This window comes from Bacteroidia bacterium, from assembly GCA_041391665.1.
In the GTDB taxonomy this organism is placed as follows: Bacteria; Bacteroidota; Bacteroidia; order J057; family J057; genus JAGQVA01.
In genome coordinates, this window is the sequence record JAWKNO010000003.1 from 2,100,813 (window position 1) to 2,123,852 (window position 23,040).

Annotated in this window: 13 protein-coding genes and 1 pseudogene; 6 read left to right on the forward strand and 8 right to left on the reverse strand. The window is 45.4% G+C overall.

What is annotated here, in order from left to right; all coding sequences use genetic code 11:
* Positions 1-73 precede the first annotated feature (73 nt).
* The 3 genes from R3D00_31260 (at position 74) to R3D00_31270 (ending at position 3,985) form a co-directional block, all read left to right on the forward strand.
* The gene (locus tag R3D00_31260) at positions 74-1,993 is read left to right on the forward strand and encodes a hypothetical protein (protein MEZ4777695.1); all 1,920 of its coding nucleotides are present in this window, start codon (positions 74-76) and stop codon (positions 1,991-1,993) included.
* 66 nt (positions 1,994-2,059) lie between these two features.
* A complete protein-coding gene (locus tag R3D00_31265; protein ID MEZ4777696.1) occupies positions 2,060-2,713 on the forward strand; it encodes a carbonic anhydrase in 654 nt (217 codons plus the stop codon).
* Between the two features lie 111 nt (positions 2,714-2,824).
* Positions 2,825-3,985 (forward strand): patatin-like phospholipase family protein, encoded by a 1,161-nt coding sequence (locus R3D00_31270; GenBank protein ID MEZ4777697.1) that lies wholly within the window; start codon positions 2,825-2,827, stop codon positions 3,983-3,985.
* Here the strand turns inward: R3D00_31270 and R3D00_31275 are convergent.
* On the reverse strand, positions 3,982-6,132 hold the full coding sequence (locus R3D00_31275; GenBank protein ID MEZ4777698.1) for a sulfatase-like hydrolase/transferase: 2,151 nt from the start codon (positions 6,130-6,132) through the stop codon (positions 3,982-3,984). The two genes, R3D00_31270 and R3D00_31275, sit on opposite strands and share 4 nt — an antisense overlap.
* A 201-nt stretch (positions 6,133-6,333) precedes the next feature.
* Between R3D00_31275 and R3D00_31280 the strand changes: the two genes are divergently transcribed.
* Positions 6,334-7,506 carry an MFS transporter gene (locus tag R3D00_31280; GenBank protein ID MEZ4777699.1) on the forward strand — a complete coding sequence of 391 codons (1,173 nt, stop codon included), beginning with the start codon at positions 6,334-6,336 and terminating at the stop codon, positions 7,504-7,506.
* Positions 7,507-7,538: 32 nt separating this feature from the next.
* Here R3D00_31280 and R3D00_31285 read toward each other — a convergent pair.
* Positions 7,539-7,796, reverse strand: a pseudogene (locus R3D00_31285) (hypothetical protein).
* 593 nt (positions 7,797-8,389) lie between these two features.
* On the opposite strand from R3D00_31285, the gene R3D00_31290 reads away from it, so the two are divergent.
* A complete protein-coding gene (locus R3D00_31290) occupies positions 8,390-9,058 on the forward strand; it encodes a PDDEXK nuclease domain-containing protein (GenBank protein ID MEZ4777700.1) in 669 nt (222 codons plus the stop codon).
* Between the two features lie 229 nt (positions 9,059-9,287).
* Here the strand turns inward: R3D00_31290 and R3D00_31295 are convergent, their stop codons facing one another.
* The 6 genes from R3D00_31295 to R3D00_31320 all read right to left on the reverse strand — a co-directional run bounded on the left by R3D00_31295 (position 9,288) and on the right by R3D00_31320 (position 20,717).
* Positions 9,288-10,256, reverse strand: coding sequence for an ATP-binding protein (locus tag R3D00_31295; GenBank protein ID MEZ4777701.1), 969 nt, complete (start codon positions 10,254-10,256; stop codon positions 9,288-9,290).
* A gap of 40 nt (positions 10,257-10,296) precedes the next feature.
* Entirely contained in the window at positions 10,297-12,720 is a 2,424-nt protein-coding gene (locus R3D00_31300; GenBank protein ID MEZ4777702.1) for a dynamin family protein, read from the reverse strand.
* 85 nt (positions 12,721-12,805) lie between these two features.
* Complete coding sequence (locus R3D00_31305; protein ID MEZ4777703.1) at positions 12,806-14,128, reverse strand: restriction endonuclease subunit S; 1,323 nt, start codon at positions 14,126-14,128, stop codon at positions 12,806-12,808.
* Positions 14,121-15,746: a class I SAM-dependent DNA methyltransferase gene (locus R3D00_31310; GenBank protein ID MEZ4777704.1), complete on the reverse strand. Its 1,626-nt coding sequence runs from the start codon at positions 15,744-15,746 to the stop codon at positions 14,121-14,123. The genes R3D00_31305 and R3D00_31310 overlap by 8 nt, the downstream gene beginning before the upstream one ends.
* A 249-nt stretch (positions 15,747-15,995) precedes the next feature.
* On the reverse strand, positions 15,996-19,079 hold the full coding sequence (locus tag R3D00_31315) for a type I restriction endonuclease (protein MEZ4777705.1): 3,084 nt from the start codon (positions 19,077-19,079) through the stop codon (positions 15,996-15,998).
* 93 nt (positions 19,080-19,172) lie between these two features.
* Positions 19,173-20,717, reverse strand: a complete 1,545-nt coding sequence (locus tag R3D00_31320) for an ATP-binding protein (GenBank protein MEZ4777706.1) — start codon at positions 20,715-20,717, stop codon at positions 19,173-19,175.
* An 86-nt stretch (positions 20,718-20,803) separates the two neighbouring features.
* On the opposite strand from R3D00_31320, the gene R3D00_31325 reads away from it, so the two are divergent.
* Positions 20,804-22,966: an alpha-glucuronidase family glycosyl hydrolase gene (locus R3D00_31325; GenBank protein MEZ4777707.1), complete on the forward strand. Its 2,163-nt coding sequence runs from the start codon at positions 20,804-20,806 to the stop codon at positions 22,964-22,966.
* Positions 22,967-23,040 lie beyond the last annotated feature (74 nt).

A 23,040-nucleotide genomic window follows, 5' to 3' on the forward strand; every position in this document is an offset into this window, starting at 1 on the left:
TTCCTGTAGAAAGGAAAGGGATATTTGATAAGGATGAAGTGAAGGAACTAAATCCTGCACGAACCTGACAAATATGAAAGATTCCCCCATCAGTTACTACGGTAGCAAAACCCCCTTGCCCCACCGGATCTCATTGCGAGCCGGCAATCTTACTATGATCTATGAAAATGGATTTCTCCGGTATATCAGCCAGGGAAATACAGAAATTATCCGCATGATCTATCATGCCATTCGCGATCACAAGTGGGACACGATGCCCACCCGGATTGAAAATGAGCAGGTTGAGATTTATGAGAATCATTTCTCCATTTCCTATGACAGTATCTGTGAAGAAAATGGGATCGATTTTACATGGAAATGCCGTATTGACGGAAATGAAGATGGCCAGATCGTTTTCGAAATCAATGGCCTTGCACGCAGTACATTCCGAAAAAATCGGGCAGGTTTTTGCCTTTTACATCCACCCGAAACCTGCGCAGGTTTTCCATGTCGGATCGAACATCCGGATGGAGGATTTACCGACAGTCATTTCCCTGCAACCATCAGTCCACATCAGCCATTCAAAAATATAAGCAGCATGATATGGGGACCGGGCGGAGAAGGAAAAGCTACCCTAAAGTTTGAAGGAGATATATTTGAAACTGAAGACCAGCGCAACTGGACGGATGCTTCCTACAAAACTTACTCCACCCCGCTGGCAATACCCTTTCCGGCGGAAATGAAACAGGGAGATACCGTATTTCAGCGGATTTCGCTCTCTGTGGAGAACCGTACTGCCCGGCTGGAAGCTGCGGAAATACAACCGACAGTAACCATTATGGCCGATCAGCCTCCCCTTCCATTTCCAGAACTGGGTATTGGTCGCTCTTCCGTTTACCCAAAGTTGCCCGTATCTGATATTCTCACATTGCGCAATGTGGGATTTCAATATTGTCATACAGAAGTGCGGTTTACAGACCCGGATTGGCAACAAAAGCTATTAACCACTTCGGGAGAAGCGCATAGTATGGGATGCCGGCTTTTTCTTGCGGTTTTCTTTGGCAACGCGCCGGAAGAGGAAGTCCTGATGCTGGAGAAAGTCATTTCACGATTTATTTCCCGTGTAAAAACAATCACCGTACTTTCCGCAGAGTCAAAAACGACTCCTAAAAAATTGATCCGGGAAGTGTTTACCGCATTGCGAAAACTGTTTCCGGGAATAGATATCGGCGTAGGGACCAATAACTATTTTACTGAGATCAACCGTGAGCATCCGACCATGCACCGGGCCGATTTTCTGACCTATTCACTCAATCCCCAGGTTCACGCATTTGACAACGCTTCGATGGTGGAATCCCTTTTTACGCAGGGCACCACGGTAGAAAGTGCCAGACATTTTTCCGATGGCAAACCCATTTTCGTAGGCCCGGTTTCGCTCAAACCACGTTTTAACCCCAATGCTACAGGCCCTCAAAAACCCCCGGCTCAAGGAGAATTACCTGTAAGATATGACACCAGACAATTTTCCCTTTTCGGGGCAGGATGGACACTTGGCAGTATTAAATATCTTGCGGAAGCAGGTACAAAAAAAATCACTTACTACGAAACCGCAGGTATATATGGGATTATAGCAGGAAGTCGTATAAGTGAGATGGAAAAAACTGCGGGATTGACGGAAGGCCAGATTTCTCCAGTGTATATGCTGTTTCGACAACTTTTATCGATCAAAAACAGCCAGATAATCCAAACCAAAAGCAATACTCCCCTAAAGATCGCGTCTATCTGTGTGAGCGGGAAAGGGAAAAAACTATTGGCTCTGGCCAATTATTCTGAAAAAGTGCAAACGGTTGTGATAGAAGGACTTACGCCTGGGGCACAAACCTGGTGTATGGATTCGGGCAATTATGAAATACTACATATTCTGGAAAAGTTACCCTATGAAGATCATTCTGAGCCGGTAAATGGTAACGCCATTGAGATGCCCCCGTTTGGTATAAGATTTTTATGGTTTTAGCTCGTCCTGTGGGAAAAATAACTTAAATTTAAATTTCCAAAGAACTTCCAAAGAAAGATTAACATTATGCCACACAGTTATGAGCAATTACTCCATGGTAATCAATCATGGGTAAAAAACACGTTGAAGCTGGCGCCAGACTTTTTTGAAAACCTTTCACATGGCCAATCACCTCAATTTTTATGGATTGGTTGTGCCGACAGCCGGGTGCCTGCCACAGAAATCACCAATGCGCTTCCGGGCTCCATATTTGTGCAACGCAACATCGCCAATATGGTAGTCCACACAGATTCAAACCTGCTGAGTGTTGTGAATTATGCCGTAAAGGAGCTCCGGGTCAAACACATTATCGTATGTGGCCATTATGGCTGCGGAGGCATTAAGGCAGCGATGAGCAACAAGAAGTATGGATTTCTCGACAACTGGCTCGTTCATATCAAAGATGTGTACAGGCTTCATAAGGAAGAACTCGATTCCATCCATGACGATCAGGAAAGAGAAAACCGGTTTGTGGAGCTGAATATCATTGAGCAGGTCAACAATCTGGCTATGGTATCCTTTATTCAGGAAGAATGGGATAATGGGGAATTTCCTTATATCCACGGCTGGGTATATCGCCTGGAAGATGGTATTCTCCGGGATCTCCATATTTCCACCAATTCCACTGCACATCTGGATGAAGTGTACAGATATACACCCAAAAAAGACAAAGCGAAGTAGCCCCCTGACATTTTCGGTTTATAGTCAGGAAATTGCCATCAAAAACTGAGTTTTTTGTAGCTAATGGCTTATGTTTGATTAGATTAGCAGATAATATCAAGAAATCTGAATATGGATCACCCTATCCCGGCCTATACGATTTTGTCTCTAGACGGAGGCGGCATTCGCGGAATCATTCCCGGAAAAGTATTGGAATATATAGAAGCCCGTCTATATGATGATGTTAAACAGGACGGCCCCGGAATTGCAGAGGTATTTGACCTGATTGCAGGTACCTCTACGGGTGGGCTTTTAGCTTGTGGGTTAAATATTAAAGGCGAAAACGGCCGTCCCAAATATCGCGCAAAAGAACTATTAAATCTTTACCGGGGAGAGACTGCACATAAAATATTTTCATCTAACTGGCTGGGTGCGGTAACCAGCATCTTCAGGAGCAAATTTCCCGCAGATAATATAGAAGAAGTGCTGAAAAGCTACTTTGGCGAAATGCGCCTCTCCGACGCCATTTCCGATCTTCTGATTACCTCCTACAATACAGAAGTAAAAAAACCATTTTACTTTAAGTCTTCTGATTATAGAAAAAACCCTACGGAAGAAAACTTTCTCCTTTGGGAAGTTGCCCGATCGACTTCCGCAGCGCCCACCTACTTTCCTCCGAAAAAGGTAAGCTACAGCGGCATTCAGCCGATGTACAATAAAGATTATGAAGTCAAAAAGCAGCAGTTAAACCATCTCTCTCTGGTTGACGGGGGCGTTTTTGCCAACAATCCTTCCATGCTTGCCTATATCGAAGCCCGGCAGGCGCTGCGCGAAAAAGGATGGGATCTTAGCGGCATCGCGCCGTCTGCCCATTCGGAAGGCACACGTGGCATGAACGCAAATGCATCGGCAACCAATGCTGAGTTACCCATTCTTTTGGTTTCCATTGGCACAGGTCAGACCGCATTGCCTTATCTCTACGAAAATGTAAAAGACTGGGGACTGGTCGAGTGGGTAAAACCATTGATTGATATCCTGATGCAGGGCGTTTCTGAAACGGTCGATTATCAGATGCAACAACTCCTTCCGCCCTATGCAAATCCAGAAAAAACGCCCCGATATATCCGCCTCGACATTACAATCGATGCCGGTGAGGAGGAAATGGATAACCCGGCTGATGAAAATACCTCGCGGCTCGCTGCTTATGGCGAACGGATTATTCAAAATGAAGAAAATCGTCGAAAACTGGATCTCGTCGTCGATCTGCTTCGCCGTAAATACGAACAATCCTAATCATTTATCTTCATCAGGCGATACGTCTGTTGTTGTCCGCCTGATCTGATAATAAGGAAATAAAGGCCTGAAGCATAGCCGGTCATATCGCCCGAAATGGTGCAACTCTGGCCCGCACATTCGTATTCTGTCTGTACAGCCTCCATTTGCCTGCCCTGCACATCTACCACTTCCCAGGTCAGATCGCTCTGCGGTTGCCAGAAAAATTGCAGCGTAAAAATATTTGTTACCGGCTGTGGAAATATGACATCGGGATAAAATGCAGGTAAAGCCACCAGGCTCTCCGGAGAATAATATTCGCCCCCATCATTTACACTTGCCACGCCAATAAAAGCAGCCGACTTCGGGATTTTCACAGACTTCATCTCCCAGTTCCGGGTATCTGCACATACATCAGCAATCACATCGGGAATTTTTAGTCCGTTCTCATCAAAAAAATAAACCCTGTACCGGGTAATGTCCTTTCCCGGATGTGCGAAAGCCCAGCTTAAACTTCCTGAAAGTGTCATCGGCCCGTTTATAGCCAGGTTCAACAAACGAACATCCGTAGCCCCTGCTCCCGGCGGCAATACAGGCGCTCCTTTTCTCCGGCCTGTACCATTATCAAGCATTATCTGGCGATCAGTACTTGCCGCTGAAGGATTTTGAGACAACCATTCATTTCCATATTCCTGATAGGTATCAAAAATATCCGTTTCAGGATCGATCGTTCGCGGATCACCGGTTTTACCTCCATAGTCCATCACCTTGCGGAAAAGCGAGTCAACCACCCCCTGATAGGCAGGTTCGTAAGCCAGGTTATGGAGCTGATAGGGGTCGTTTTTCCGGTCAAATAGTTCATGTTCTTTCCGGTCACCTCTGTACCACTCCCAATACTGCCGGATGAGCGGATGTGTGCGAAATTTCCAAAGCAACGAGCTGTAAGGCATATAGTCTTTGCTGGACTCAAAAAGCGTGGCCGCCCAGAGTGAATCATCGGAGAAAGTGCGCTTCAGGCAGCAAGTATAATTGTAGATATACGCAAAATCATCTGTATACACACCCCGACGGGGTCTTTTCCCATCTACGCCATGGCGTTCATGCGCCACAAAACAATGATCCCGGGAAGGATCAACACGCCCGCTTTTTTCAGAAGTGAGGACATTGAGAAAACTTTGAGCCGTCATTTCTTTGGGGATTTCCAGTCCGGCAGCCTCTAAAAAAGTGGGGGCAATATCTTTGAGACTGACATAATCATCGATGATTTTTCCGGCAGGCACAGCTTTTGGCCAGCGGATAGCCAGCGGAATGTGAACGCCGTATTCGTAGAGTTCGAGTTTTGCGCGGGGAAAAGGCATACCATTGTCTGAAGTAACAACAATCACGGTATTTTCCAGTTCTCCTGCTTTTTCCAGCACTTTGATAATTTCCCCAAGTTGTTTGTCAAACCATTGGATTTCAAACAGATAATCTGCGACTTCCTCCCGCGCAAAAGCAGAAACATTGGGCAGAAACGAGGGAATAACCATACGGGAAGTATCCATCCCCGACAGCCTGCCGACCCCATTGCCGTAAGGGCGGTGAGGCTCATATGATCCAATCCAGAAAGAAAATGGCTGTCCCTGCTGGCGGGCATTTAACCCCTCTTCGAGATTTGCCGCAAAATCCACAGGATTTATGCCTGCCGGTGCACCCTGAATGGCAGCACCGTTGTATTCCCAACCTGCCGGGTCGCGGGTACGCCCGCCCAGCGACTGAAGCCCGGGTTTGGTACCTTTGCCAATACACCCGACCAGATACCCCGCATCTTCCAGTATATCCTGATACGTGATAAAATGGCTGGGAAGAAAAGAATTGAGAATCGCTCCGTTTTCCAGTTCGTAAATATTTTTACCCGTAAGCAAAGCCGAGCGGGAAGGGGTACAGGAAGACGCCGCACAAAAAGCCTGGTTAAATAATACACCTTCCCTGGCCAGGCGGTCAAAATTGGGCGTTTGAACTACGGGATCACCGCTGGCTGAGGTATGAATCCAGCTTTGGTCGTCGGAGATAAATACGATAAAATTGGGCCGGGAACCGGGCAAACACTGCGAAAAAACCGGGTAAACAAAATGGGTCATCCACACCAGCAGACAACCCGTCAGTTTTACGTACAATTTCACGGGCATCCTCTCCTTAATTGCGGAGAGAGCAGAAAATTCGCGCTTTTGTCAGATATATACAATAGGGGAAAAAAGATTTCTTGGCGGCAAATATTGCCTGAATCAAGGATGGCAATTCTGTGGAATAAACCTAACTTGCGCCCGAAAATCCAAAACGGATCATCACTACTTTTGCTCGCTGCACAGAGAAAACTTTAACCAATAACTATGTACAACTACAGGCTCGTTTTTGCCGTTGCGTGTGTCTCGATGTTGCTGTTTGGGGTTGTGATGCTCACCATAGGATCTACACTACCTGAAATCATCGCAAAGTTTCAGGTCAATGAAGTCGATGCGGGTCTTCTGCTCAGTATATTGCCTTTGGGCGTGCTCGGCGGTTCGTTGGGATTTGGCCCCATGACTGACCGCTACGGCCATAAAAAACTGCTGGTAGTATGTGCCCTGATCGTCATGGCAGGACTTGAAGGGATTGCTTTCGCACCTTCGTGGTCATGGGTTGTTGTATCCGCTTTTCTCATAGGCCTTGGCGGCGGCGCACTCAATGGCGCTTCCAACGGTTTGGTAGCAGATATCAGTACAGGCGAAAAAAGCGCAAAACTCAGTTTTTTGGGCTCGTTTTATGGATTTGGCGCGCTGGGGATGCCCCTGCTTTTTGCGCTGCTTTCAAAATATTTATCCAACGAAGCAATACTTGCGGGTGTCGGATTTCTGATTCTGGGCGTGGTCGCTTTTATGCTTTCCATTCAGTTTCCGCCATCCAAGCAGTCTGAGAAATTTCCTGTTTCAGAGAGCCTCAGGTTAATGCGCACCCCTTTGCTTTTATTGATGGGGTTGGTACTATTTTTTGAAAGCGGGCAGGAAGGACTGGTTATCAACTGGGCGAATATCTACCTGCAAAAAAATCTGCTTTTTGATACAGAGAAAGCGCTTTTGGGGCTTACGCTTCACGTTGCCGCATTGACTGCGGGGAGACTGATACTGGGAGCCATTCTGCGTCGATATCACTCATTTACCGTTTTGATGTGGAGTATGGGAATCGTGCTGGCAGGAGCCATGATTTTCATACAAGCGACGACATTTCCGATAGTGATTGTGGCATTGGTCTTATTAGGCGGAGGGTTTGCGGGCGTTTTCCCGATCATCATGGGCAAAATCGGCGAGCTATGGTCAGAGCTTTCAGGCACAGCCTTTAGCATTACGCTCGTGATTGCCCTTGGCGGCAATATGGTAGTCAATTACCTGATGGGAATTCTTTCACACGAGATTGGGCTGCATATTTTGCCTGTGGCAATTCTGGTGTGTCTTGTATTGTTGGTGGGGGTACTGGTAGTGGTATTGCAGATGATGAAGAAAAGCCAGGTATTGCAAAAGGGAAGCTGAATGCGAAAAGCTTTGGGGGAGGGGATGGATTAGATCAACCGGAAAAGTTGTTCAGTGTCGGCTACGTCGGTTTTGTAAAATTTGCCATCGGAGGATAACATTTTCAGTTGACTACAATTTGTAGCAAACTGACTGCCTTCTGCTTTTAGCCTTGTTTTTAAGACACTCCAATACTTTCTTGGATTCGGACTTTCCGTAAGCACAGCGACTACATCCACAATGGACACATACCATTTTTCCTGCTCCGAATCCCAGACGCTTCGGATATGTTTGTCTTCAAATACGTTAATTTAGTTATTCTTTTCCATATTCGGCAGGAAACGTTAATGGTTGTTGGGGCTAAGGGGTTTTGTTTTAATAGCAAGCACACTCACTGCGCTTAACTTCATAAGTAAATCACTAATGAAATTTTCAATCCGCAAATTTTGCTAAAAATTTTAACAAAAATGTTAGCTACTTTCCCCATTCTCCAGTGGAGAAGCAGGGATGCGCGCTACGGCGCGCCACGAGGGGAGAAATAAAAAGGGGGCGCCGGGATGCTACAAACATTCGACTCCTCCGGAGTCCCGGCTTCGCCGGAAAGTGCCCAAAACGTTAGCTATACGGGGTTTTGCCGACGGGCAAGACCCACCTCAGTGGCCTTTTGGCTCGGAGAGGTCGAATGTACGTGAGGCATCTTCGATTTGTAGCCATGTGAGCCCACTCCCCCCATTTTTCACAATAGTTGCGCCGAAGGGCGCATGAGCACGAAAAGCGCCAACAGCTAACAGACAATAGCCAGACTCGTGTGACCCCTAAGTGCGACATTTTGGTTTGCGCCCGAAACTTGTTTCCAGCGTTACCCGGTTTTTAATTATATTAGCATACAGAAAACATTTCCCGTATGTCAGAAATGGAAAAAGAATATTCCGACATGCTTCACGCCGCGGTAGCCGAAATAAAAACTGCCAGGGCAAATATTGCAAGACAAGTAAACGCTGCTTCAATCAGCGTATATTGGAACCTGGGCAGACTACTTTCCGAAAAAAAAATTGAAAAGGGGCACGGCGCGGGTGTGATCAACAGGCTATCGGTTGATTTAAAACTGGAATTTCTGGGTCTTACACAACCGGTAAAAGAGAAAGAGCTGGAACAGCGCCTGATAGATAAAATCAAACAGTTTGTGCTGGAATTAGGCAGAGGATTCACTTTTATCAGCAACCAGCACCGCCTTGAATACAATGAAAAAGAATATTTTGTTGACATCCTTCTCTATCACAGAGGCCTGCGCAGTCTCGTTGCGCTGGAGCTAAAAATCGGCGCATTCAAACCCGAATATGTGGGCAAGATGAATTTTTATCTGGGTTTGCTGGACAAACTGGAAAAACAACCCGACGAAAACCCTTCTATTGGCATTATCCTTTGCGCAGACAAAGATCACCTCGACGTGGAAATTGCCCTTCAGGATGTCCACAAACCTATCGGAGTTGCCGAATACAAATTATTGTTGCCCACCAAAGAACTGGAAGCCATGGTACTCCTCGAACTTAATAAAGAAGACGCGGGAAAATAGGGGCGCAAACCAAATTGTCGCAAGCGTGAATACCCTTCCTTACCGAAACGGTACATACTGCGTTTGGCCCCTGTGCGCCCTTCGGCGTAAAACCTTGGGAAAGACAGAGGGGGTGGCCATTGAGGCTACAAACATTCGACTCCTCCGGAGTCCCGGCTTCGCCGGAAAGTGCCATAAAATGTAGTTGATCTCAGTTCTACCAACAGGCAAACCGGGCGCAAACCCCACCTCAACCGACTGTACCCCTCAGCGTTTCTCCGGAGGTGAGTTTGATTTGGTAGTTGATGTTAATAGAGGATTCGTCCGCTGAGTTCAGAGTTTTGATAAGCTCTTTTAGGGGAAATGAATTATCAATGGGTAGTTTACTATCTGGGGCAAGAAATAGTAAATATAATCCATCTGCAATTGTATTTGGCATAATTCGTATTCGAGCAGTTGCGATAGGTTGACGGCCTGGGGTCGCCAGGTCATGAGTATGAACATATCTAGCATTCCACTGAGTGTCAGGTATTCCGGGGATGGAAAAATCTACTTTTAGTGCTTTTATTCCAATCACTCGTGCGCCTGCATTTTCAATAGAAAGCCTTATCTCACATTTCACTCCTTCAGGATTTTCTGAACAAAATTTTATTGTCAACCTCGACACAAACACCCGATAATCTGGCAGCAGATGCATCCGGTCAAAAAACATCTGGTCAAGCTCAAATTTGTTGGCGATGCGGCTTGCGGTTCCTCGTCTGACAAAAATCACATTTTCCAGTTCCGGGGATTTAGGGCTTTGCTCTTTGATTTTTTTATACTTTTTGACCACATGGGGTTTGTCGGCAGAATAAGGAATATGAATAATACTCACGGGGTTTCCGTCTATCTCTTCGTCATACAGATATACCGGGAATGGCCGGTCCACCATGCTGCTGATTTTATTATTCAGATCAGTTTCGTCTCTCAGACCACAATCACTGAATACAGCCCGCTTAAATTCTTTAGTATTGTCATCAAACCCAAAGACGATAATCCCATCATCGCCCAGTGTATTGACCAAGGCGGCAGTGTCTTTCAAAAACTCGTATAGCCCCTTTTCTTCGGTAAGATTCATCCACTCTCTTTTAAAGTCGAAGTTGGGATCCTCGGCGGTTCCTCCATTTTGAGCTCGCCGGATATAAGTTTCTACTCTTGCTTTTACCTGAGCGCGATCCATGGTTTTTGATTTTTTAGGTATTGATCAACTGTCCGTTCAGTCATACAATTAGATTCACCACTTCACGCAGTCCGGATAGCTGTAATTCTAGCGTCTTGACATTTTCAAGGTGATCTTCTATCAGGGCAAGGCGGTTAGGAGTATCTTTTGCAACTTCCGCTCTCTGCTTTAATTCGACCTGAGTAATTTCAATATACCGTTGACCATACAAGTGAAGCTTTTGTAGTAGGAATTCGACTTGTTTTAGGTAACTCTCAGTAAGAGAACTATAAGCCAACTCTTGAGCTTCCTCAATTAAATCGTTTGTAGCTTTTTCAAGGAAGTTGGCGTAGTCTTTAGAACGGACGGAGTATTCATTCCATTTAACTTCTTCTTTTTCTAACCCAAATAGTGCAAGTATTGGATTCAAAATTCGCTCGAACCAATTAAGACTGGAATGGTTTTCTCGTTTGATTATTTCATTTAATTTGTCAGTAGTTTGGTAGTAAAATTGATCCAGAGACAGTGCTTCTATGGATAAATTCGCAGGTTTCAAATCTACATCCAGGGCTTCATTGATGGCCTCTTCAATCCTCCTTATGATTGGTTGAGTTTGGCGCTCAACTTTCTGGCAAACATCTCTGTAAGCAAGGAACAGATCCTCACTTATATTATTCCAGACTAGATTAAGCCTTTGCTCCAACACTTCTACCACACCTCGATTAAGTTCATTTATCCATCTTCTTGTTTCCGCAGGATTCTGGGAGCGTATTTCATATTGGGTTCTGTCCCAGAAATCGGTTACAGGCCGAAACCACGAATAAGTAGTCGCCTTGGCTTTTTGCGAGCCTCGAAAAGCCTGGATAATCTGGTTTGTTACTTCTTTTCTAAATTCTTTAAATCGACCATCTACGACTGCATCAGCTTTTTTTTTGAATGCGGTCGTGTCTTGGGCTAATCGTTGAATCTCCGCCTGTATTTCTTCTATGCGTTTCTGAAGTTTCTTTACTGTGTCGATATCGGTCAGTAAAGTTCCCCGAGTAACCGTTAAATCCCGTTCTGTCTGCTCAAAGGCATTATTCAAATCATCTAATGTGCTACTTAACAGAATTTCTGACCTCTTACGGTGAATGACCCGTAGTACTTTCTCTTCTAATTCTGTGAAGCCCGAATTATCCAATAGTTTGGAGACTGCTCTTTCATACTGCGCTTGGTTATCTTTCTCAGGCCCCATTTCTCCAAATGCAATGCGATCAAAATCCTGTAGTTGCTCTTTTGACATGGAATTACTGCGTACTAAGTGGCTCAAAAGTGCACGTTCAGCAGATATTAAAATAATATCCTCCTCCTCAACCGATATATCTGTAGCTTCTTTAATAATTCTCACGACATAAGACTTTACTTCGCCTGGCGTCATATTTTTTTCCCGGTCATGTCGGTTTGCCGCATCAACCTTGTTTACTACAAAAAATAATCGGAGCCTCAAATGCTTGAATAGCTCTTTCCGCCAACCCTTGAGAGATGAAAGCATCCCTTCTTCGTCTTTTGTTTTGAGCTTGGTATAATCAAGCAAATAGATAATTACATCTGAGGTTTTTGCAATTTGTTCGACTTTGGCCTGCAAACTTGCGATACCAGCTTCATTGACACCGGGAGTATCCAAAATATCAAACTCGTATCTGCTTAGCTCTCGGTCCTTGAGTGTAGTCAGATTTGTCTCTAATAAAAGCTCTGATTCTCTTTCCTCTCTCGTAATGTTCCGTGATCGCTGATTTTCGAGGCGGATATATTTGCGAATGTCGTCTACGCCTCTGGCAACCTCCTTACCATTCTCTAACAGGACACCTGTTAACCTTTCCGGCTTATGCCGGATACGGATTAACCGCATAGTTTCTGCCACTGAGGCAGAAGGCAGGAATTCATTACCAATCAAAGAATTGAGAAAGGTGGACTTGCCAGCTTTTACGAGGGCCATAACTGCAATCTGAAAGCGCCTGGTATTCCATTTTGTTCGAATGGTGTCCATTTTCACCGAGAATTCTGCTGCCCAGTGATATGGAGGAGTAGGAGAGTGTAGCTGTTTTTCTAAGTCTTCAATTTGGCGAAAAAGAGTCTGGAAACGAGACTCGATCTCTTTAAATAATTCATCTTCACCTAAGTTTGCAAGGTATTCAAGTTCTCGCTTCCGGATTCGATCAAGACTTCCCCAGTCATCCAAGTCGTTTTCCGTAATAACTTGAATAAGCGAATCTCTGATTTTATTTAACTCAACGTTCTCATTTTCATTCGAAATAGTTCCATTCTGTTGATTTTTGCGCAAGGTTTCATATCGAGCTGACAATAATGTTATTTGATTCTTCCAGTCGTTATTGGTTCCTCCTATTTTCCCACGCTCATTGAGAAGAATAGTTGTTGTCTGTCTTATTTCGTCTCTTTGAATTAACTCAAGCAGACTAGGAACGTATTTGTCGTTATCTCGGTTCATTTTAGGTTTTGTCAGAAGTGCTTCATTGGGGAAATCATTTCCAATCCATTAATTGTTCTCAACGAAGAACATTAGGTGCTTATTTTTAGTGAGCTTCTCCCCCCACCCTCACCTGCCCATTCATCAACATAGGTAGCAACCAGTCACGGAGGGCGGTGAGGTGCTGGTTCTCAGCTAGTTTTGTTTGCTTTTGTTTTTGGATGGGTTCCATAAAGTCATAGAACATTTCTGCAACTGGTTCGTTTGGCCGAATGGCATAATGTGAGCTGACAAAGGAGTCAAAAAGTAAGTTTTTGATTCCACTAGTTTTACCTTCATATCCAAAGAAAACACTGCCCTCATAAAGGCTATTCCAGTAATAAACGAAGTTGTAGAGGTATTTTTTGTTTACAAGGGAAATGGGCTTACAAAAATTTGAGCAGATGAGTGGGTGTTCAAATCTTTCAATGGTTGCCTCTGTAATAAATGCTAAACGCCCTGTAGACTGAGTTGGGCTTCCTCCGGATATTTCAATAATCATGTCATGAGGTTCTAAAAATTTAAAATGATTTTTCTCAAGAATATATCTAATGGGTGGCTTTAACTCGCCATTTCCATTTAACCCGTTTATGTCTGCACCTCTAAAACAGATTACTTTTTGGGTGAAGTTTCCTTCTTCTTCATCTTTTCCCCAGTCTCCGCTTTTGTTGATTGCAATCCAGTTGGAAAGCTTCCCCACCTCCCAACCCTCCGGCACTTCCCGCTTCAACACTTCGCTCCACACCATACGCCCGCCGCTGCTTTTGTAGGGCTTGCCTGCCGGGTCGGGTCGCCCCGCCGCAAAGTCATACGGAAAGTCAAACTGCACAAACCAATAGTCGTACACCGCCTTCGCCATCGCCTCCAACTCGCTGTTGATCCGCTGGTTGAGGGCGATTTTGGCGTCAAGGGTGGAGAGGATATCTACAATCTTTTGCTGATTTTTTTTCTCGGGAATATTTATTCTTAGTTCTTTTACGATCTCAAATGTAATCTGAGGAAAAGAGCCAATCCTATTCTCTGCACGCATTTGAAGATAGTCCAAGGTGTCAGAGTAGGTCAAAAAGTAATATATGTACTTCGTAAGAACATCACTTGTCTTATTTCTCAGAACCATTAATTTGGTTGAAACAACATAGTCCTCAGGGTTTTCAACATCAACATAAGCAAATCGCCTATTTTTAGGTCGAATCTCACTGTATAAAATATCATCATTTTTAATAGTTTTTTTTGCTTGACCTTTTAGAATAGACACATCCATATATTCATTGGTCAAAATTTTACCGTCATAAACATCAGAGGTATTTAAGAATACAAGTGCATTCTTGTCAAACGTGTGAGTTACTGATACTGAATTCAGTATATCTCCAATTTGCTTCCAATTACTCATATCTCAACCCTCCCAACTGTTTCTCTATCTCCTCCTCCAACTTCCGCGATTCGGCAAACATCTCCGCCAGCCGTGTCTGAAAGCCATTCATCTTTGCGGCAAATTCCTCCGCCGTGATGTCCACGTATTCGATTTTTACTTCAAAGTACTGGCCCGCGCTGAAGCTGTAGTTTTTTTCCTGAATCTGTTCGTAGCTCACTACCACCGAAAAGTCCTCCACGGCTTCGTGCCGGTTGAAGGTGGTGATGATGCGGGTTTCTTCTTCGGCAGAAAGTACGGTTTTCTGGTTTTTACCGTCTTTGACAGTAGTGCCGAGTTTGCTGGCGTCCATCAGTACGATGTCCCCTTTGGTATTGGCTTTGTCCAGAAAGAGGATAGACACGTTGGTGCCGGTGGTGGCAAATATATTGCTGGGCATGCTCACCACGCCGCGCAGCATTTTTTGCCCTACGAGTCGCTCGCGTATTTTCTTTTCGATGCCGCTCTGCGCCGTGAGAAATCCGGTGGGAACCACTACCGCCGCCCGGCCCTTCGCCGAGAGTGAATACATGATATGCTGGATAAACAAGGGATAAATGGCCATTTTGTCCTTATCTTTTTTGGGCACATTGGGAAAACCTGCAAAAAAGCGCTCCTTGTTTTGTTTGGCGTCCAGGTCTGCTACATAGTCGCTGAAATCAAGTTTGAAGGGAGGATTGGAAACGATGTAGTCAAAAGTCATCAGCTTATCACCCGCTCTGTGATAGGGGCTGAGCAGGGTATTGCCCTGAATGACATTCTGGATAGAGTGGACGAGGTTGTTGAGGATCAGGTTTAGCCGCAACATACCGCTCGATTTCTGCGAAATGTCTTGCGAATATATGGTGCAGCGGTCTTCGCCGATGGCATGGGCCAGGCTCATCAGCAAAGTACCCGAACCCGCCGACGGGTCATAGCATGTCACATTGCTTACGGGTGCGTCCACGAGGATAGCGGCCATGATTTTGGCTACGGCGTGGGGGGTGTAATATTCGGCATATTTGCCGCCGCCGTCTTTGTTGTAATCTTTGATGAGGTACTCAAAGATGGTGGAGAAGAAGTCAAATTTCTGGCTGAATATTTTTTCGAAGCTGAAATCCACAAGTTGGTTGACCAGTGCCTTGCAGAAATTGTCGCGCTGGCTGCTGTCGGTGATATAGTTGCTCAGTTCGTCGAAAAGGGTGATTTTGGCACCGGAGCCAGTTTTGACTGAGAATATTTCATTGTTGAAAATGGCGATATCGCGAAGGGTATCGTCAAAAAGTTTGGCAAATTCTTCGGAGTCTTGTTTGTTGTAGAGATAGGAGAGGAAATGTTCTTTTTTGAGTTTGGCGCTGTCGGGGCTCATCCGGAGGAGGAGCATTTCGTATTGAGCGTCATTGTAAGAGGCGATTTCCTGTTCCCAGCTTTGTGCCTGGGCCAGTTTGGGATCGAGCGATTTTACCTCATAGCCAAACTTATCGTTCATAAATTTGTAGAGAAAAACCTGGGTAATGATTTTAAATTCGTTTCCATCGTTTCCCAAGCCGTAGGAGGCACATACGCCTTTGAGGTTGTCGATGAGTTCTTTGGTTTTTGCTGTGAAGTCTTGAGTAAGCATGCTTTATTTTTTCTTCTTTTGAGTTTTTATCTGATAGGGTTTAAAAGCCTGTAGCGTGTGATAACGCGCTATTTGGAATAATGGGGGAGAATAGCCACGTTGGCTATAATCCTGTCACCCCTTCGGGGTTCCGATCTGCGATCGGTTTTTTCTGGCCGTAGGCCCAACCCCGAAGGGGTGACAGGATTATAGCACATAATGTGCCCCCTCTTTTGTCTTTGCACGATACACGCCGCGGCGCGCCTTGCATTACAAACTCCGGCTCCCATGATATTCGTTTATATATTCTTTTGCCAGGCAAGTATTGATATATCTTGCAGAATCAGGGTCAATGGGGATTTTATTATTCCCAAAACCCTCTACCACAAATTTAATGAGCAATCCCTGAAAATACCCTTCATTGTCAAGAATTTTAGCATTATTCAGCAATTTATCATCTGTGAGTGTTTTGATTTTTGTAAGCGCGTCATAGATTTCACTTTCCCGTTGGGAAACAGCGCCTTTTTCCATGATACGTTTGTGGGTACGGGCATACTTGGTGTCGTAGTTGTATTTTGTTTTCAGGAGGTTGTTTTTGCGGTTGAGTTCGGTTACTTTATCGTAGATATTTTGCAGAGAGGCGATATTTTTTTTCATTTCCTCCTGGGATATTTCGTCGAGGTTTTTGTTTTTGAACAGGCGTCTGAGTTCTTCATAAAGATTTACGAACTGAGGATCAGTTTGGTCAAAATTACTGGCCAAAGCCTCTCGGGTTTTTCGCAGGGTGTCTTTCAGTTGGTCTGCGATGACCATTTCCTCTTCCGAAATCTTTCGAAACATAAAGAGCACATCTTCCAGCGCCACGTTGAGCAGATGAGAAGTATCGGCATCATTTTCGAGATTTGATTTTACGTTTAGCAGATCAAGGTGTCGCGCAGTTTCCTGGTAGAGATAGTTCAGTTTTTGGAAATCGGTATTTTCCAGCAGGTCAAAATGGCCTTCAAGTCGGATAATATTGTAGAGATTGCGGGCGTTTTCGAGTGCTTTTTTGATTTCGAGCACTTGTTTGCGATCTTCGATTTCGCTGACTTGCTGGGAGAATATTTCTGCGTTTTTCAGGTCAAAAAGAAACAGTTTTTCCCGTATGTCTGCGAGTTCTGCTTCAATTTCTTCTTTAGATTTGAAGAGGTTGGAGTAAAATTTTATTTCGTCTCCGAGATCAGCTTGCAATTCATCGAAATAAGCTTTGTTGGTAGCGTCAAATTCTTGAGATATGTCGGCGAAGTCCACGACATAACCGTATCGGAATTTTTTGTAGGGCCGGTTTACGCGGGTGAGCGTTTGCAGGAGATTGTGATCCCGAACGACTCTTGCCAGATAAAGTTTTTTTAACCGCTTGGCATCAAAACCGGTAAGCAACATTTGATAGACAAAAAGGATGTCAATATTTCCATCTTTAAACTGCGCCACTTCTTCTTTGCGGTCGTCTTTGGAACCGGTATCGTGCAGGATGAGGGAGGCGGTAAGTCTGGCTGATTGTTTTTTTACATAATAACCATATTCAAGAGGAGGTTCGGCAGCTATTTTATAGGGTTCGACCGGTTCGACTGTTTTTTGTGTAGGATTGTATTTGCTGATAAAAATCTCGAAGAGTTTTTGGGCTTGGGCAGAACTATCGCAAACGACCATAGCACCAATTGTATGATCCCCCATGCGATTGCGGGTATCCACAAAATCTTTGATAATATAATCGAGCATCGGCTCCACAAATCGCGGATGCGCATAAATGAGCCCTTTTTTCACCGTTCCCTTCAGGATTTCCACTTCCTTCAGAGCAGCCTTCAGGGTCAGCTTGTAGGTAGTTTCAATGTCTTCACGAATGAGCTTTAAGGTATAGCCATCGGCAATAGAGGCATTATAATAGTATTTGTGGATATAGTCGCCAAAAGTTGCGCGGGAAGTCCTGTCATTGCCGATCAATGGTGTACCTGTCAGGCCGATGATTACTGCATTTCTATCAGAGTTTATCAGATTGGCGAGGAAACTCCCTTTGGGGTCATAACTGCGGTGTACTTCATCGAGAAAATAGATTCTTTGTGTGCGGATATCGTAATCTTTATCCTCAAGAATTGTAGTATCCTCTTTGAATTTCTGGATATTTACTACCGTTATTTCCCTGTTTCCGGAGAGATTGTGAATGGCCTGCCGGGTTTTAAAGTTGCGAAGCAATTCTTCTTTGGAGTTGACAGTATGTACGGTCAAATCTCTGCTGGAAAATTCGCTTTTTGCCTGGTTCATCAGGTCAATACGATCTACGATAAAATAAAATTTGGGAACGATATCTTTCCGCTGAAAGTAATCTGTGAGGTATTTGACATTATAGTAAGCAAGTGCTGTTTTCCCGCTGCCTTGTGTATGCCAGATGATTCCCTTTTTGATTCCTGCTTCAAGTTTTTTTTCAATTGCAAGGGTAGCAAACAACTGCGGGTATCGCATGATATGTTTTTCCAGGCCTTTTTCTTCTTTTACATAAGCGATACTGTATTTCAGCAGGAGTGCCAGCCGGTTTTTGCTAAATAAGGAAGTGAGTATCCGATTGGTAGGCGTTTCAGGATTTTTGTTGGTGAGAAATTCGGGAGAATGTTTGATCGCGGATAAGTTATTGTCTTTCAGGACAAAGTTTTCTGTTTGTTCATTCTCCGGGCTAAGTAAGGTATTCAGATCAAATATTTCTTCTTCCCTGAAACAATGAAAAATAGCGGAGTTGTAAGAAGTAGTTGCGTAGAAAGCCCCCTGAACAGGTTCTATCGACTCAATATCGTAATCCATGTTGTTGGAGAACACAAGTATCTGTGAGATATTGGCAAACCTGCGGAACTTTTTATTCTTAAACCGAACATTAATGCGATCTCTTTCCTGCAAAATGCCCTCGTGGTTATTGGGTTTTTTGACTTCAACAAAAGCCAGCGGCATTCCGTTGATCAGCAGGGTGATGTCAGGCCGGAATTCATCTTCACCATTTTTACAGGTAAGTTCAGTAACTACATGAAAGGAATTATTATTAAGATTGTTAAAATCAATCAGTTTTGTCCCGGAAGTGGCGGTCAGCATTTGATAAAAAGCCGCTCCAAGGTCCTCATTTTCAAGCACCAGTGAGATATCTTCCAGGATTCGCTTGATTCCGTCTTTGTCTAAATCAGGGTTTATCTTTTGCATACTCTCCTCAAAAATATCTGGAAATATATTGGTGTCTTTATTCCAGGTTTTCTTTGAAAGCGAAAGGTATTGATAACCAAGGCGGCAAAGATGGAGAATTGCAGGGATTTTCACCCTTGTATTTTCATTAAAAGACATGTTCTAGTTGCTAAACATTTTACAGACCGTCAATATCGTAATTTTGACACTTAATTTTGACAGATATGTCTGTAAAAAAAAACTCTCCCCCTTTCACACCACCTCTTCCTTCCAGTCGGCGACGCTTTTCTCGGCGCTGCTGAAGCCGATACCGAGCAGGTGGATGGTTTTGCCGGTGTGGGTGTATTTTTCGTAGTATTTTTTCTGGCGAATCTGGGCCAAAGCTGCCTCCGCCGGTTCGTCGAGTTTGAATTCGATGACGTAAATGTCGGTCGGGGTGTGTACCACCACATCTATCCGCCCACGGTTGGTACTCACTTCTGTCTCGACGGTATAACTCCCCAAAAACTGAAAGGCGATGTATAGCAGCGAATGGTAATACGCCTCCTGATTGGCGATGAATATTTCGTAGGGAATGCGGGCAAAAAGGCTTTTGATCACGTCTATTGCCGTTTCTACGTCGTTGGCGTAAAAGGCTTTGCGCAGTTCGACCATAAACACCGCGCTGAACCCCGCCTGATCATACCGCAAATCACCCAGGATATTCCCATACATCGCGTCGCGGACTTCTTTATTGGGGTAATCGAGTATATACAACCCCATATCTGTCCGGCTTTTGATGGTCAGATAACCGGTCTGAAACAATACCGGAAGCGACTGAATGTGCTCGATGTCGTAGCCTGCAAAGGTCAGTGCGTCCACTTCCAGTCCTTCTATTTTGTAGAAATTCTGCGACTTCATCAGTTCCAGCAGAAAACTGGGCGTGCCTGATTCAAACCAGAAGTTGTAAAAGTCTCCATTCTGGAAAAAAGAAAGAATCGAAAAAGGGTTGTAAACAAAATTTCGTCCGTCCCAGCTATAACCATTATACCACAGCCGTACCTTTTGTAGAAACTCCTCACGAGACCCGATATTCCGCCGTTGCATCACTTTCGGAAAATAGGCAGAAAAATATGTCTCTAATTCTTCCTGTGTATAACCCAGCAAAGTGCTGTAGTTCTCTTCTAAGGTCAGGTCGTAGAGATTATTCAAATCCGAAAACAGACTCACTTTACTAAACTTCGAAATGCCCGTGATGAGCAAAAACTCAAGGTACGGATCGGCGTCTTTGATCACCGAATAAAAACTCCGCATGATACCCTGATGTTTTTTTGCCTGGGCAGTGTCCTTGCCCAGATAGTCAATAATCGGTTTGTCGTATTCGTCTATCAGGATGACGACTTTCCCACGAGTCTCCTTTAGTTTTCCAATCAACTCTCGCAACATCTGCCCGGGTTCGTTAGGTTCCAGATTTACCTCAAATCCGGTTGCGATTCTGTCCAATTCCTGTACAATTGCCTCCGAAAGTCCGCCCTCCTTATAACCCAGACTCGCAAACCCGAGATGAATCACCGGATGTTTTTTCGACCAGTCCCATTGATCGTAAATCCATAGCCCTTCAAACAAGTCCCGGCTTCCCTGCACAATGGATTTTATTGTTGAAAGCAGCAGCGACTTGCCAAAACGCCGCGGACGGGAGAGGAAATAGTATTTCCCTGAATTGAGCAACTGTGCGATTCCCTCGGTTTTATCGATGTACAGATAACCGCCATTTACAATTTCACTAAAAGTCTGGATGCCGATCGGGAGTCGTTTCATATTTCAAATATACAATTATGCCGCTATTTTTGATAGCCGGAGAAATTTACTTTTATTGGAAAATGTCTTCATCCATTCCCTCAAAAATGAAAAAACACCTACTACTTCTACTGATTTTGCTGCAAGCTGCCAGTATCCTGATGGCCGAAGATGGCTATCGCCTCTGGCTCCGGTATGACAAGATTTCTGATGAATCTGTTCTGACAAATTACCGGAAAACGATCACAGGCTGGATGGTGGATGAATCCTCCCCGGTATTCAGCTCTTCCCGCGAAGAGTTGCAGCGGGGGTTAAACGGGCTGCTGGGTGCGACCATTCCCGATGTCCATTCCTATACCAAAGGCAATATCGTCATCGCGGGTACACCCACCGGCTCACCGACAGTAAAATCGCTGGTTGATGCCGATATGCTGAAAGATATAGGCCCGGAAGGATTTGTCATTGTGAGCGTAACCGCAGGAAAAAAGCCCGTCATTGTAATTACCGGGAATACCGAAAAAGGAGTGTTATACGGTGTATTTCATTTCCTCCGGCTCCTTCAGACCCATCAGGATATCAGCAATCTTTCGGTCAAAAGTTCTCCCAAAGTCACCCACCGCCTGCTCAATCACTGGGACAATCTCGACCGCACGGTCGAGCGGGGATACGCGGGTTTTTCGCTCTGGGACTGGCATAAACTCCCCGACTTTCGCGACCCGCGCTACACCGACTACGCCCGCGCCAATGCCTCTATCGGCATCAACGGCACGGTGGTCACCAATGTCAACGCCAATGCGCTGATCCTCACTCCCGCTTATCTCGAAAAAGTCGCCGCACTTGCAGATATTTTCAGACCCTGGGGAATCAGGCTTTACCTTACCGCGCGATTCAGCGCGCCTATAGAAATCGGCAAACTCAAAACCGCCGATCCGCTCAATGATAGCGTGCGCCAGTGGTGGACAGAAAAAATAGATGAGATCTACCAATATGTCCCCGACTTCGGCGGATTTCTGGTCAAGGCCAATTCGGAAGGACAGCCCGGCCCGCAAAACTACGGGCGCAACCACGCCGACGGCGCCAATATGCTCGCAGAAGCCCTTGAACCACACGGCGGTGTGGTCATGTGGCGCGCATTTGTCTATGACGACAAAGAACCCGACGACAGAGCCAAACAAGCCAATAACGAATTTGAGCCGCTGGACGGGACTTTCAGGAAAAATGTAATCGTTCAGGTAAAAAATGGGGCCATAGACTTCCAGCCGAGAGAACCTTTTCACCCGCTGTTTGGCGCCATGCCTCAGACGCCGCTGATGATGGAGTTTCAGATCACACAGGAATACCTCGGTTTTGCCACCCACCTCGCTTATCTCGGCGAATTATTTAAAGAAACTCTCGACGCAGACACATGGGCCAAAGACAAAGGTTCGACCGTCGCAAAGGTCATTGATGGAAGCCTGGATGGACATTCTCTTTCCGGTATGGCCGGTGTCGCCAATATTGGTACAGACCGCAACTGGTGCGGCCATCATTTCGGACAGGCCAACTGGTATGCGTTTGGGCGACTGGCCTGGGATCATACCCTGACGCCCACACAGATTGCAGAGGAGTGGGGGAGAATGACCTTTTCCAACGATATGGCCATCCTCAGCCCTATCAAGCGCATGATGCTAGGATCGAGGGAAACGGTCGTCAACTATATGACGCCGCTGGGCCTCCATCATATTATGGGTCGCAACCATCATTACGGTCCCGGCCCCTGGGTAACGGGGGGCAGGGCAGACTGGACTTCGGTGTATTATCACCGGGCCGACAGCCTCGGCGTTGGGTTTGACCGCACGCCGTCGGGCAGCAATGCCACCTCGCAGTACGCGCCCGAAGTGGCGAAAATGTTTGCCTCAAGGACCGATTGTCCGGAGGAATTTTTGTTGTGGTTTCACCACGTGGGCTGGGACGAAAAAGTTGCTTCAGGTCGCACGTTGTGGGACGAGATCTGCCACCGGTATTATCAGGGCGTAGAGGAAGTCAGCCAAATGCAGACCGAATGGGCATCGCTGGAAGGGAAAGTGGATGCGGAGCGGTTTGCCCATGTAACGATGTTTTTGAAAATACAGGAGAAGGAAGCGAAACTCTGGCGGGATGCATGTGTGTTGTATTTCCAGACCTTTTCGCAAAAGCCGATACCCGCCAGTTTGCCCAAACCGGAGCATACGCTGGAGTATTATGAGAACCTGCGGTTTCCCTATGCGCCGGGGATACGGCCGAGGTGGTGAGGGGGGATTATTTCCGCCGCAAAAGAAAGTTTTTGCGTGGGGGTTCTGGCAATTTATTCGTTGTTCAATTTTAT

What these genes read in the sequence shown, in the direction of transcription:
- R3D00_31325 (MEZ4777707.1), top strand. Translation starts at nt 20,804, where the DNA reads ATGAAAAAACACCTACTACTTCTACTGATTTTGCTGCAAGCTGCCAGT.
- R3D00_31295 (MEZ4777701.1), bottom strand. Translation starts at nt 10,256, where the DNA reads ATGGATCGCGCTCAGGTAAAAGCAAGAGTAGAAACTTATATCCGGCGA.
- R3D00_31310 (MEZ4777704.1), bottom strand. Translation starts at nt 15,746, where the DNA reads ATGCTTACTCAAGACTTCACAGCAAAAACCAAAGAACTCATCGACAAC.
- R3D00_31300 (MEZ4777702.1), bottom strand. Translation starts at nt 12,720, where the DNA reads ATGAACCGAGATAACGACAAATACGTTCCTAGTCTGCTTGAGTTAATT.
- R3D00_31270 (MEZ4777697.1), top strand. Translation starts at nt 2,825, where the DNA reads ATGGATCACCCTATCCCGGCCTATACGATTTTGTCTCTAGACGGAGGC.
- R3D00_31265 (MEZ4777696.1), top strand. Translation starts at nt 2,060, where the DNA reads ATGCCACACAGTTATGAGCAATTACTCCATGGTAATCAATCATGGGTA.
- R3D00_31280 (MEZ4777699.1), top strand. Translation starts at nt 6,334, where the DNA reads ATGTACAACTACAGGCTCGTTTTTGCCGTTGCGTGTGTCTCGATGTTG.
- R3D00_31260 (MEZ4777695.1), top strand. Translation starts at nt 74, where the DNA reads ATGAAAGATTCCCCCATCAGTTACTACGGTAGCAAAACCCCCTTGCCC.
- R3D00_31320 (MEZ4777706.1), bottom strand. Translation starts at nt 20,717, where the DNA reads ATGAAACGACTCCCGATCGGCATCCAGACTTTTAGTGAAATTGTAAAT.
- R3D00_31305 (MEZ4777703.1), bottom strand. Translation starts at nt 14,128, where the DNA reads ATGAGTAATTGGAAGCAAATTGGAGATATACTGAATTCAGTATCAGTA.
- R3D00_31315 (MEZ4777705.1), bottom strand. Translation starts at nt 19,079, where the DNA reads ATGTCTTTTAATGAAAATACAAGGGTGAAAATCCCTGCAATTCTCCAT.
- R3D00_31290 (MEZ4777700.1), top strand. Translation starts at nt 8,390, where the DNA reads ATGTCAGAAATGGAAAAAGAATATTCCGACATGCTTCACGCCGCGGTA.
- R3D00_31275 (MEZ4777698.1), bottom strand. Translation starts at nt 6,132, where the DNA reads ATGCCCGTGAAATTGTACGTAAAACTGACGGGTTGTCTGCTGGTGTGG.